Source organism: Serratia sp. TSA_198.1, assembly GCF_052686505.1.
The window spans coordinates 633,983-646,602 of record NZ_JBQZFP010000001.1 but is presented as its reverse complement, the minus strand read 5'-3'; the positions used below and the strand labels follow the sequence as shown (position 1 = coordinate 646,602).

The window sequence follows — 12,620 nt, the reverse complement described above, 5'->3', positions numbered from 1 at the left end:
CATTATAAAAGGAGGATTACTATGCCGATGTGTGAATTGTTTTTTTACTCACACTTCTATAGTAATTGCCGCTGCTCAAGCATTACCGGTATCGTGCTGCGATAACCCAGGCTTGAGCGAAGCTTACTAAAAATTGAGTCCCTTCCCTCCGGCTTACCGGGTTGTCGTCAGCGATGTTTGACGATAGGCATTTGCATGCCTGTAACTCTTGAGTAAGCAATGAGCACATTATTATCTGCACAATCCGTCGGTTACGACAACGCGTTCGGCCCACTGCTGGCTGAGGTTTCCTTCAGCCTGAAAAAAGGCGATCGCATCGGTTTAATCGGCCACAACGGCTGCGGCAAAAGCACCCTGCTTAAAATCCTCAGCGGCGCTCTGCCCGCCAGTACCGGCAGCGTTACCCTCTCTCACCAATGCCTGATGGCGCGAGTGGAACAACATCTTCCCCCCGAACTGCACGGCTGCACTCTGCTGGAGGCGGTACTGGCGCGCCTGCCGGAAAACCTGCGCGTCAGCGAAAGTTGGCAGGCGGAAGTCCTGCTGACCAGCCTGGGGTTTGCCGCGTCCTCCTGGACATTGACCGCCGGTACCCTGAGCGGCGGCCAGCATACCCGCCTGCTGCTGGCGCGCGCGCTGATCCGCCGGCCGGACCTGCTGTTGCTGGATGAACCCAGCAACCATCTGGATCTGCCGACGCTGTTGTGGCTGGAGCGGTTCCTGCAAAGCTGGCCGGGCAGCTTCGTGCTGGTTTCCCACGACCGCTACCTGCTGGATAAGGTGACCAACTGCACCTGGATCCTGCGCGATAAAACCTTGCAGTTCTTCCGCTTGCCCTGCTCTGCGGCGCGTCAGGCGCTGGTGGAGAAGGATGCGGCGGATGCGCATCGCCGCCATGCGGAGCAAAAGGAGATCGAACGGGTGGAAAAAAGCGCCCAGCGGCTGGCGGTCTGGGGACGGGTGTACGACAACGAGGATCTGGCCCGCAAGGCCAAACAGATGGAAAAACGGGTCGACCGTCTGAAAGAAGATCAAACCCAGCTGACGGCCGCTACCCAATGGCGGCTCCGGCTGCGGGGTGAAGCCCTGGACGCCGATCGCCTGTTGGCCCTGCCGCAACTGGATGTACGCCCGGCAGCCGATGCGCCGGTGCTGTTTCGCCTGGCGCACCTGCGGGTGAAAAGCGGCGATCGCATCGCCATCGTTGGCCGTAACGGCTGCGGCAAATCCTCGCTGTTGCGGCATCTGTGGCGGGAATACCAAAGCGTCGTTTCCGGTGAGGTGGTATTCCACCCCAGGGTGCGTATCGGGTATTACGATCAGAGCCTTCAGCAGTTGCAGGATGGCGATACGTTGAACGAGGCGTTGACGCACTTCGCTCCGCTGACCGAAGAGCAGCGCAAAATGGCGCTGATTGGCGCCGGTTTTCCTTACCTGCGCCATCAGCAACGGATCAGCACCCTGAGCGGTGGCGAGCGTTCGCGCCTGCTGTTTGTCGGCCTGACGCTGGCCAACCATTCGCTGTTGCTGCTCGACGAGCCGACCAACCATCTGGACATGGAAGGCAAAGAGGAGCTGGCGGAAACCCTGCGCGAGTTTGAAGGTGCGGTGATACTGGTCACTCACGACCGCATGTTGATAGAAAACAGCTGTAACCGCTTCTGGCTGATTGACCATCAACAGTTGGAAGAATGGCAGGATCTGGAACCGGTCTATGCCCGGCTGGCGGAAGAACCCGGTGCCGAGCCACAAGCGGCCAGGCAAACCGCCTCCGGCGACAGCGAGGGGTTACACCATGACGAAGAGCGGCTGCTGGCCTGCTTGTTCGAACTCGAGGCTAAACTGCAGGAGGATTTGGCGCGTAAAACCAGGCACCAGAAACCGGCGTTGCAACAGCAATGGCGCAATGAAATTGCTGAAATCACTGCCCGGCTGAAGCTGGACTGACCTTCACAGGCCGCCTGTTTTGGCGGCCTTTCTATTATCCCCGGTGCAGATTTGCCGGGCGAGCTTGATCAAATCCAGACATCGTTGACCGCAGTACGTTCTCCCCGTTCGTCACCGGTGTTCAGCACGCCGCGAGGTTCGATAAGCATCAGTTGGGTTTCGATCTCGGCAGAGGTTTTGTGTTCGATGCCGCGCGGGACCACATACATCTCTCCCGCATTGACCAGCACATGACCATCGCGAAAATCAATGCGCAAAACGCCGTCCAACACGATAAGGGTTTCATCGGTTTCCGCATGCGTATGCCAGATGAAGTCACCGTGAATTCTGACCACTTTAAACTGGTAGTCATTCATCTCGGCAATCACTTTTGGTTGCCATTGTTCAGAAAACAGAGAGAGTTTATTAGCAAAATTAATAGGTTGATACATTTTCAGGCTCCTTGGTTAACAGGAGCCCAGCATAGTTGACCCGGCGGGCGGCAATCTTGAATGATTGTGCAACTTCGCGATTAACCTCCGTTGATAAACTTCAGCCAGCGGCCAGGAGAAACGCCAAAATTGCTGACAAATTGACGCGTCATGTGGCTTTGATCCGCAAATCCCGCATCGATTGAAATATCTGCCAGATGATGGCCCGCCAACATCCGCCGTCTGCAATGTTCAAGACGACGCATAGTGACGTAGCGGTAGGGGCTGGTGCCAAACAGCACCCGAAAATCCCGGCTCAGACTCCAGCGATCTCGGCCGCTGATCGAAGAAAGCTCATCCAGGGTAATATTTTTATCGAAACAGGCATGGATATATTCCCTTGCCCTTTCAGCCGCCTGATAGTCAAACGCCCGCCGTTGATAACGTTGCCCCCCGACAACGGCCAGGGTTTGCGCCAGGTCATAAAGCGCATCCTCTTCCTCAAGCGTTTCAAACGGATCCTCCATAGCCCTGAGCAAGGGTTGAGCCGCAGCAAAGAGTCTTGGGTCGTCGGAAAGACCGCCCGGAATAAAGGGCAACGGCTTGCCGCCGAGTATCTTTTGGATTAATGCAGGCTCGATATAAACCATGCGGTATTGAAATCCCTCCTCCGTACCCGCCTCTCCGTCATGGACCTCATCCGGATGCAAGACCAGGGTGCCGCCGGGCAGGCTATGGCGCCTGCCGCCACGATAGTTGAAACTTTGCACACCGGACAACGTGCGGCCAATGGCGTAGGTGTCGTGGCGATGGAGCTCATAACCGTGGCCACCGAAAAAAGCTTCGATACGCTCAATTTGCATTGGGGACCGGGCCGGTTTTACCCAGTCTTGCAGGTCTTTATTTCGTGACATGGGGAGATACCTGCGTCTGTCGAGACAACGAGACTCTATTGATAATCGTTAAAGCTCGCGTTGGCTAGTCGTCCCCGTTAAAAATGACCATTTAAGACAACGACAATCGAAATATCGGCATTGACGGCGTTGGGGAAAAGCATTGTGCCGTAATCGCTATCTTTCCTGTCTATTGGAGCCAAGTATTGTCGCCGCATTTTATTTATCATGGGACTAAGCACGCTGGGATATTGGCCCTGATATTGAACATTCCGCGAGGAGAAAAACATGGCTACTGGTATTGGCGGCTGTACGCCACAACAGGCCTTGGAACAGTTGCAACCGTTAACGGACAACCCGCCTGCAATCGCCAGCGGCGAGTATCGACAACGCATTCAGCACGCACAGCGTCTGATGCGCGAAAACGACATTGATGCCTGCTATATCAATGCCGGCAACAATCTACTCTATTTTACCGGTACCTCTTGGTCTCCCAGCGAACGTATGGTGGGTGCAGTGATCCCGGCCGAAGGTGAAATCGCTTATATTGCGCCCTGGTTTGAAATAGGTACCTTCAAAGATGCGCAAGTCATCGAAGCCGAAATATTTAGCTGGCATGAGGAGGAAGACCCCTACCAGCTGTTCTTCACCTTGCTGGCATCTCGCGGGCTGACGGGTACGGGCAGGCGGCGCAAGGTGGCGATTTGCGAAACGGCTTCGGTAACGCTGTTCCTCGGCCTGCGGCAGTACGCCGGCGATATTGAACTGATCGGCGCACAAGCCGTCACCGGTCACTGCCGCAGCCGTAAATCACCGACGGAAATCGCACTGATGCAGACTGCTAATAACATTACCTTGAGAGTACAGCAGGCGGCAGCCAGCATTTTGCACCCAGGTATCACCGCCAGCGAACTCATCGATTTCGTTGATAAAGCCCACCGCAAAATGGGCACCACCGGCTCTTACTTCTGTATTGCACTCTTCGGATCCGACAGCGCGTTTCCGCATGGCGTGAAGGAACCCAAGCCTCTGCGGGACAACGATATCGTGCTACTGGATACCGGTTGCCGATATAAGGGATATTTGTCCGATATCACCCGTACTTATGTGTACGGCGAACCCAGCGCGCGACAACGTTTCGCCTGGCAAGCGGAGCATGAAGCACAGGCTGCGGCATTTTCTGTTATCGCGCCTGGCGTGCCCTGTCATAAAGTGGATGACGCGGCACGCCAAGTCCTGGCCTCTTATGGCTTCGGACCGGATTATCAGTTGCCTGGCTTGCCGCATCGCACCGGACACGGTATCGGGCTGGACATTCATGAGGCTCCGTATCTGGTCCGCAAACGGCAGGAACAGCTCGATGTTGGCATGTGTGGCAGCATCGAACCCATGCTATGTCTACCTGGCGAGTTCGGTATCCGCCTTGAGGATCATTTTTACGTTACTGAAGGCGGAGCACACTGGTTTACCCCGCCGGCAAAATCCCTGGATGACCCTTTCGATCTAGCATCCTGACCCCCTTTCATGGCGGCCACCCACGGTCGCCGCATGCCGGCTCACGAGGCAGGTTTAATCGGCTCCACGTGCCCCACTGCCCGCGAAATGGTGGGGTAAAACGCCCGCAGTTGGCGTTCTATGTGGTCCACCGCGTCGTGAGCCGCCACAATGGACGCGGCCGGCGACACCCGGCAATGAAAATTGACGATAATGCCATCTGCCGTTTTCCGCGCCCGGATGTTATGTACGTCCTGCACCATTTCCCCCTTTTCCACCGCAATTCGCAAGATCTGGCGGATATTAGCCAGTTCATCCGGCTCTACGTCCTCACTGGCAATCCAATGAGGTATCTGCGGTTCAAGGTGAGTTTCGATTTCCGTGTCTTCACCGATAGCCTGGCGCAGAAGGTTTTCAATCTCGCTGGCGATATCGTGCGCCTGCGCCACGCTGGCGCTGGCCGGCACCGCCAGATCCATGCTGATCGACATGCGTTCCGGCAGTTGCTGCAACGCCACATTTTGCACCACCGCACCGTGATTGGCGGCAATCACCCGGATGCGGGTCGCCATGTCTTCATCGCTGCGGGTTTGCGGGTTGGCAATCACCGTGGCTTCGGCGTGGGCATACTGCCGCTCCAACCGCTCGGCAATGGACTGCTTCAGCGCGTTGATGCGCTCCAGTGGCAAGGTGCGGCAGACGGCGACGGTCACCTCAATAAACAGGGCCGCACCGGCATTGCGAATGCGGATATTCTCGGTCGCCAATATTGCCGGAAAACTATCCAGTAACGTGCTGATCTCCTCTTTGGCACCGGCAGGCGCTGTGTCCATCAGCGAATCAAACGAACGTTTGCCTAACTTCAAGGCAGCGACCACGATAAAACCGGCTACGATCAACGCCGCAATCGCATCTGCGCGGGTGAACCCCAGCAACACAAATACCATCCCCAGCAGCACCACGGCGGAAGACAACATATCGGAGAAGAAGTGCAGCGCGTCGGCTTCCAACGCCGCGCTGTCGGTGGCTTTCGCCACGCGATTCAGCGCCTTGACGCGGAAATAGTCGACCACAATCGAGATCAACAGCACTGCAATCACCACCGGCGCGGCGATAATCTCATGCGCCTGCCCCAGCAGGCTGGTGCCGGCCTCATAAACAATCCAACCCGCAGCGCCCAACAGCAGCAGCACTTCAAACAACGCCGCCAAATTTTCGACTTTGCCGTGACCAAAATGGTGGTCCTCATCGGCCGGTTTGTCGCTGATGCGCACCGCCAGCCAGGTAATGCTGGTGGCGACAAAATCGGTGAAAGAGTGTATCCCTTCGGAAATAAGGCCAATACTGCCGGTAAAAATACCCGCAGCAAATTTACCGGTCGCCAATAACCCACTGGCTATCATCGAGTTTCTGGCCACGGACTGTTTTTCATTTTGCATAGTACGGCTCACATTCGCATTGGAATTTATTTTTTAATTTTTGCAGACAATTGCCAGACAAAAGCAACCAGCAGCATACTACCCGAGAATGTCAGCATTAAACTAGACAGGAATTCTGATTTTCCGGTTGAATAAAAATAAATCTCATTAACACCCGCAGAGATCATTAAAATGGCATAAAGCAAACCAAGAATAAAAATAATCATTATCGTTTCACTCGTTAAAACCGCATGCGGCGGTCAGAGTTTTATCGGTATCCTCCCCGTCGTAAATAAAACACTTCGGGGAGGATGCATTCCGGCGGTTCTTCAACGTTCATTAATCATCCCATTTGGTGCTCATATAGGCGGCTAACAGGCCCAGTGAGCTGATGATGCTCAGGAATCCTACAAAAATTGTCATGTTTCCCATTATTATTTCCTCAGTTAACGGTTATCGATAAAAACCTCTTTAATTAAAAAGTGGGTTAAAAGATTATTCATTGCTATTAACGCGCCTCCTTATTGGGTGAGATAAAATGTCCGCTCCGGCAGCGACACGAAGCGGATTTTCGGTTTAAATATGCAGAATGTGCTGGGCAACTTTGAAATAGATAATCAGGCCAGTGCCATCTATAAAGGTGGCGATAAAGGGTGCGGACACCACCGCCGGATCTATCCCAAATTTTTTCAGCAACATAGGGATAATCGAGGACACAATCGCGCTCCAGACGGTGATCGCTACCAGCGACAGGCTGACGACCATCGTCACGTCCATTCCCACCCCCATGATCCACGCGCGAACCCAGGCGGCGACGCCGATAGTGGCGGCTATCAGCAGCGAAGTGGATACCTCTTTGCGGATCACCGAGCCCAGATTGCGCAGGCTGACTTCGCCAAGCGCCATGGCGCGTACCAGTGTGGAAGTGATCTGCGTACCGCTGTTACCGCCGGTGCCAATCAGCAGCGGGATGAAGAACGCCAGGGCGATCGCCGCCTCCAGTTGGTCTTCAAACGCCTTCAGTACGTTGCCGGTGTAAGCCTCGGCGACGAACAGCATCAGCAACCAAACCGAGCGTTTGCGCCATAACGCCCAAGGGCTGGTTTCCAGATAGGGCTTGTCCAGCGGCAAGCTGGCGCCCTGTCGTTGCGCATCCTCGGTGTTTTCATCCTCAATCAGCCGGGCGATTTCTTTTTCCCCCAACACCCCGACCAAGGTTTTATTCACCACCACCGGCACTACGTCCAGCCCACCTTTGCCCAATAAATGGGCGACGTCATTACGATCGTCGTCGGGCGATACCTGGAAATAGCTGTGGTTAATCATTACCCCAACGGCTTTATCATCCTCCTCGCACTGCAACAGTTTTTTAACCGACAGCGTACCCCGCAATTGATAATCGTTGGCGGTGACAAACAGCTGAGTCGGAATTTCATCCGTTTTAAGTTGTGAAAGAAAGTATTCTTTGGCTTTATTGACCGTCATATTACCGGGAACGGTAATAAAATCGGCGTTCATATAGTTTGCTACCGAGGACTCATCCAGCACTTCAGCATTGGCCAGCGCCGGAGATGAGTAATTTTGATGTGACTTCATCATGTTAGTCCCTATTTCTGTTTAAACTTCAACAGCGAATCGCATAGGGGCGTTAACCACAGAGGGAGTGCAGACAGCCTATCTCCGCGTCCAGGTTTTAGCACTATACAACGTATCTGATGTATTTATCAGAAGTTACCTTGGGCTAAACCTTAATCCGATAAAGCCTGTCTTAACCTTGGGCATCTCTCGATGTCGTCAGATCAGTAACCTGTGTTTGTATAGGAGCCTCGCCAAACGAGATACTGCATATAAACTACGGGAGGCATTATAGCCGCGGTTTTTTTGCGGTGGGCGTAAATCTGGCTGGCCGTTTATGAAACATTTAGAAAAAACCATTTTAACCGTAAAGATAATAAAAAGGGGGCAGAAAAATCCCACCCCTATTATTAGGACGTCAGTGAGCGATAATATAGGCGTTCTTGTCGTACAACGGCCCCTGTCGGGTAAAATCGATGCCTTTCACATAGGGTTTGACCAGCGTGGCGTTGGCTTCGTAATAAACCGGCGCCACCGGCGTATCCACCGCCAACCTATCCTCGGCCTGTTGGAAATAGTGCTGTACCTGCTGCGGTGTCTTCGCCGCTGTGGCCTGATGCAACAACCGATCGTAATTCTCGTTGGCATATTTGGCGGAGTTTTCACTGCTGGTAGAGCGGAAGACGTTCAGGAAGGTGGACGGATCGTTGTAGTCTGCCAGCCAGCGAGAAAAAGCTACGCTGTAATGCCCATTGTTGATGTTATCCAGCGTCACCTTGCGCTCCTGGCTTTGCAACGTAGCATTAACCCCCAGATTCTTTTTCCACATCGCACTGCTGGCGATGACAATCTTCTTGATGGTGGCGTCATTGCTGTACAACAAATTGAACTGCAACGGGCGCTCAGCGTTGAATCCGGCCTCCGCCAGCAGTTTTTTCGCCTGGGCGACCCGCTGCTCCTGCGACCACCCCGCCGCCTCACCGGCCTTCAGCGTAAAACCACCGGCCCCGGAGGGGGTAAAGGTCCAGGCCGGTTGCTGGCCGTAGCCCAACACCTTGGTGGCGATGACCTCTTTGTCCAGCGCCAGATTTAACGCCTGCCGCACCCGTACGTCATTAAAAGGGGCCTGCCGGGTGTTAAAAGCAAAATAGCTGGTGGACAGTAACGGATAAGTCACCAGTTGTTCCTCACCCTGGCTCTTTTTCAACTGCTGATAGAGTTCCGGCGGGGTGCTATAGCCCAGCTCGATCTCCCCAGCACGAAAGCGCGCCACCTCGGGGAATCCTTGCAGCGGCAGGAAAGTCACTTTGTTAAGCGCCGTATGGGCGTTGTCCCAATACTGAGTGTTACGTTCCACCACCACTTTTTCGTTCACCACCCACTGCGTTAACCTGAAAGCGCCGTTGCTGACGAAATTCTGCGGTTGCGTCCAGTTTTTGCCGTATTTTTCCACCGCCTTGCGGTTCACCGGCAACACAGGGAAATGCACCAACTGTTTGAGCAGATAGGAGTTCGGCTCAGACAGTGTGACCTGCAGGGTATTGGCATCCAGCGCCTTCACCCCCAACTCCGCCGGCGGTTTGCTGCCGGCATTAATCTCCGCGGCGTTAAGCACATAGGCCGAGGCCAGATAGCTGCCGTACGGCGAGGCGGTTTTGGGATCGGTCAGGCGACGCCAACTGAAGACGAAATCCTCGGCGGTAACCGGATCGCCGTTCGACCATTTGGCTTCCGGGCGTAAATGGAAGGTCCAGACATTGCCCTGGTTTTCCCATTGGGTGGCCAGCGCGGGAATAACCTCGCCGTTTTTCCCCACCCGCAACAATCCTTCGAACAGGTCATTGAAGATATTAAACTCCACGTTGCTTTCAGCCAGATTGGGATCCAGCGTCGCAGGCTCATAGCCATTGGCCCGCACCAGTTCCTGCGTGGCCGCTAGCTTGACGCCCACCGGCACTTCGGCAGCATGAGCCAGCGAAGCTGCTTGCAATGAAAGGAAGATTAGACTGGCTAATCCGTTAAATCTGAATGAATATTTCACGCCTTTATCCCTTATTGGTGTTTTGCAGACGCTCATATTCATTGAAGCAGCTGAATAAATTAAATGATTAATCGCTATGACTCATAACCAAAAGCCGTGATGAATTTCTTTCATTATCAAATAAATACCCGCCAACATGGCGGACATCGGTTTACAGCGGTTGAAACAACGTCAGTTGCAATCCGGCCGGCGCTTCCAGCCGGTTATTGATCGAATTGAAGGGCGTAACCCGCGGCTCGGACAACACCTGCGCGCCGCCCTGCGCCAGGCTGGCCGTGGTTGCGGCAATATCGGTCACCTCAAATGCCACCCGGATCCAACCGGAAACGCGCGCTCCCACTTCTATCTGGTCGATATAAGCGGCGGTGGCGGGTTCCACCAGCTCCAGCGTGGCCTGGCCCGCCTCGAGGATCGCCACCCTGCCGCTGTCTGGCGGCACCGCATCGATCTGGGTCAACCCCAGTCGATCGCGGTAGAAAGCCAGGGCGTTATCAAAATCTTCGGTGGTGATCACCAGACGAAGCTGTTTTACCGATGATGCAGACATAGTTATCTCCTGGTTATTTTGCTGAGTAATTTTCATCTGTTAACCTGCATACAGAAAATAACCCGCCAGCAAATGGCAATTCAAAGTCATAGTTCTCAACCAAAGATGAAAATAGCTCATCATGAAAAGAAAACTGCCGCCCCTGGGGTCACTACGGGCTTTTGACGCGGTCGCCAGACTGCAGAGTTTTAAACTGGCTGCGGAAGAAATTGGCGTTTCGCCGACGGCCATCAGCCACCAAATTCGGTTGCTGGAGAGCCTGCTGGGCGTCAGCGTGTTCGAAAGAACGCCGCGTAAGGTGGAATTGACCGCCGACGGCAAGATCCTGCAACAGGCCAGCGCGCAGGCGTTCAACCTGTTGCAGACGGCGGTGGAGAATATCGGTGAACGCCAGCGCCCGGCGGTGTTGACGTTGTCCGCCACCACGGCGCTGATCACCCACTGGCTGGTGCCGCGTTTGCCGGCGCTGTTGCGGCAGTTTCCCGCCATCGATCTGCGGTTGCACGCCGATGACCGCATTGTGGATTTGCGCAGCAAGCAGATTGATGTGGCGATCCGCTACGGCAACAGGCCGGATGACCTGCTGTCGCCGCGATTGCTGCAACAGGACCGCTTCATGCTGGTCGTCAACCCGCAGTTGAATGTCGCTTCAATCGCGGATCTGTTGCAAACCACGCTGATACACATCGATGGCCGCCAGGTGCCGCAACCCTCCCCCGACTGGCCGCGTTGGCGCAGCGAGTTTGGCCCGGCGGCGCTGACGGTCGACGCCGGCCCGCGCTTTACCGACGAAGCCCACGCCATTCAGGCGGCAATCGCCGGCCAGGGCGCGGTTATCGCCAGCCAACTGCTGGTGCAGCATGCGCTGGAGAGTGGCGTGCTGGTGGCGCCGTTCAAGCACTCGCTGCCGGGCGCTGCGCATTATTTTGTCAGCAACCCCGACGGCAAGCACAGCCTCGCCGTAGCGCAACTGGCAGACTGGTTTGCGGTTGAGATGGCGGCGTCTGAGTAGGCGAGCGCGTGAGGGGATATTTCCAACTGCATGAATTATTTCGACATTAGGCAATCAGTTCAGAGTATTCAGGCTGAAGCTTAATTTTTCCTTAAGGCGAGTTAATTTATGAGCGAATGCAAAAAATAATTTAATACGAATCGTTTTCACTATCATTATGACTGTTCTTGGCTACAATCGGGCCTGCTTGCGCTCGCCAGGCGATATTCGCTTTTCTTCTTCGACCTCTAAAAAGGATAACAGTATGAAGCTGCGTCTTTCTTCTCTAGGCCCCGTTGCCCTGCTCGCCTCATCAATGATGCTGGCGTTTTCCGCTCATGCGGCCCCTGCCGATGACGGCATCGTTATTTATAACGCTCAGCACGAAAATCTGGTGAAATCCTGGGTGGATGGCTTTACCAAAGACACCGGCATCAAGGTCACCCTGCGCAACGGCGGTGACAGCGAGTTGGGCAACCAACTGGTGCAGGAAGGCAGCGCATCCCCCGCCGACGTTTTCCTGACGGAGAACTCCCCGGCGATGGTGTTGGTGGACAACGCCAAACTGTTTGCCCCGCTGGATGCCGCGACGTTGGCGCAGGTTGAACCGCAGTACCGCCCGCAGCATGGCCGCTGGATCGGCATCGCCGCCCGTTCAACCGTATTCGTCTACAACCCGGCCAAACTGACCGAAGCGCAATTGCCTAAATCGCTGCTGGATCTGGCCAAGCCGGAATGGAAAGGCCGTTGGGCCGCTTCGCCATCCGGTGCGGATTTCCAGGCGATCGTCAGCGCGCTGCTGGAGCTGAAAGGCGAAAAGGCCACGCTGGAATGGCTGAAAGCGATGAAAACCAACTTTACCGCCTATAAGGGCAACAGCACGGTGATGAAAGCGGTCAATGCCGGCCAAATCGACAGCGGCGTGATCTATCACTATTATCCGTTCGTCGACGGTGCCAAGACCGGCGAAAACAGCAAAAACGTCAAACTTTACTACTTCAAACACCAGGATCCGGGCGCGTTCGTCAGCACCTCCGGCGGTGGCGTACTGGCTTCCAGCAAACACCAACAACAGGCTCAGGCCTTCGTGAAGTGGATCACCGGCAAGAACGGCCAGGACATTCTGCGTACCAATAACGCCTTCGAATATGCGGTAGGCGTGAACGCGGCTTCCAATCCTAAACTGGTGCCGCTGAAAGAGCTGGACGCGCCGAAAATCGACGCTTCGCAGTTGAACGGTAAAAAAGTAGTTGAACTGATGACCGAGGCCGGGCTGCTGTAAGCCGGTTTTAGAGAGTTTTTAC

12 protein-coding genes and 1 riboswitch are annotated in these 12,620 nt (G+C 54.8%); of the genes, 4 read left to right on the top strand and 8 right to left on the bottom strand.

Features of this window, described 5'->3' with window-relative positions; genetic code table 11:
* Positions 1 to 219: 219 nt before the first annotated feature.
* Complete coding sequence (locus ACUTSW_RS03055) at positions 220 to 1,947, top strand: ABC-F family ATP-binding cassette domain-containing protein (protein ID WP_445583629.1); 1,728 nt, start codon at positions 220 to 222, stop codon at positions 1,945 to 1,947.
* 68 nt (positions 1,948 to 2,015) lie between these two features.
* On the opposite strand, the gene ACUTSW_RS03050 is transcribed toward ACUTSW_RS03055, so the two are convergent.
* Positions 2,016 to 2,378, bottom strand: a complete 363-nt coding sequence (locus ACUTSW_RS03050; RefSeq protein WP_445583628.1) for a cupin domain-containing protein — start codon at positions 2,376 to 2,378, stop codon at positions 2,016 to 2,018.
* An 80-nt stretch (positions 2,379 to 2,458) separates the two neighbouring features.
* Positions 2,459 to 3,271, bottom strand: a complete 813-nt coding sequence (locus tag ACUTSW_RS03045) for an AraC family transcriptional regulator (RefSeq protein ID WP_445583627.1) — start codon at positions 3,269 to 3,271, stop codon at positions 2,459 to 2,461.
* A 267-nt stretch (positions 3,272 to 3,538) separates the two neighbouring features.
* Between ACUTSW_RS03045 and ACUTSW_RS03040 the strand changes: the two genes are divergently transcribed.
* On the top strand, positions 3,539 to 4,765 hold the full coding sequence (locus ACUTSW_RS03040; protein ID WP_445583626.1) for a M24 family metallopeptidase: 1,227 nt from the start codon (positions 3,539 to 3,541) through the stop codon (positions 4,763 to 4,765).
* Positions 4,766 to 4,806: 41 nt separating this feature from the next.
* Here the strand turns inward: ACUTSW_RS03040 and ACUTSW_RS03035 are convergent, their stop codons facing one another.
* From ACUTSW_RS03035 to ACUTSW_RS03010, 6 genes are all read right to left on the bottom strand, one after another.
* Positions 4,807 to 6,183, bottom strand: a complete 1,377-nt coding sequence (locus tag ACUTSW_RS03035; protein WP_445583625.1) for a cation diffusion facilitator family transporter — start codon at positions 6,181 to 6,183, stop codon at positions 4,807 to 4,809.
* A 26-nt stretch (positions 6,184 to 6,209) separates the two neighbouring features.
* Positions 6,210 to 6,389, bottom strand: a complete 180-nt coding sequence (locus ACUTSW_RS03030; RefSeq protein WP_434460177.1) for a hypothetical protein — start codon at positions 6,387 to 6,389, stop codon at positions 6,210 to 6,212.
* Between the two features lie 112 nt (positions 6,390 to 6,501).
* Positions 6,502 to 6,594 (bottom strand): protein MgtS, encoded by a 93-nt coding sequence (gene mgtS, locus ACUTSW_RS03025; RefSeq protein WP_013813036.1) that lies wholly within the window; start codon positions 6,592 to 6,594, stop codon positions 6,502 to 6,504.
* Between the two features lie 144 nt (positions 6,595 to 6,738).
* A complete protein-coding gene (locus ACUTSW_RS03020) occupies positions 6,739 to 7,761 on the bottom strand; it encodes a magnesium transporter (protein WP_445583624.1) in 1,023 nt (340 codons plus the stop codon).
* A 72-nt stretch (positions 7,762 to 7,833) separates the two neighbouring features.
* Positions 7,834 to 8,007, bottom strand: a riboswitch (M-box (ykoK) riboswitch).
* Between the two features lie 148 nt (positions 8,008 to 8,155).
* Positions 8,156 to 9,820 (bottom strand): ABC transporter substrate-binding protein, encoded by a 1,665-nt coding sequence (locus ACUTSW_RS03015; protein WP_445583623.1) that lies wholly within the window; start codon positions 9,818 to 9,820, stop codon positions 8,156 to 8,158.
* A gap of 109 nt (positions 9,821 to 9,929) precedes the next feature.
* Positions 9,930 to 10,325: a VOC family protein gene (locus tag ACUTSW_RS03010; RefSeq protein WP_445583622.1), complete on the bottom strand. Its 396-nt coding sequence runs from the start codon at positions 10,323 to 10,325 to the stop codon at positions 9,930 to 9,932.
* Positions 10,326 to 10,446: 121 nt separating this feature from the next.
* Between ACUTSW_RS03010 and ACUTSW_RS03005 the strand changes: the two genes are divergently transcribed.
* Both ACUTSW_RS03005 and ACUTSW_RS03000 read left to right on the top strand, forming a co-directional pair.
* On the top strand, positions 10,447 to 11,337 hold the full coding sequence (locus ACUTSW_RS03005) for a LysR substrate-binding domain-containing protein (protein WP_445583621.1): 891 nt from the start codon (positions 10,447 to 10,449) through the stop codon (positions 11,335 to 11,337).
* Between the two features lie 244 nt (positions 11,338 to 11,581).
* Complete coding sequence (locus ACUTSW_RS03000; protein WP_004944876.1) at positions 11,582 to 12,598, top strand: iron ABC transporter substrate-binding protein; 1,017 nt, start codon at positions 11,582 to 11,584, stop codon at positions 12,596 to 12,598.
* Positions 12,599 to 12,620 lie beyond the last annotated feature (22 nt).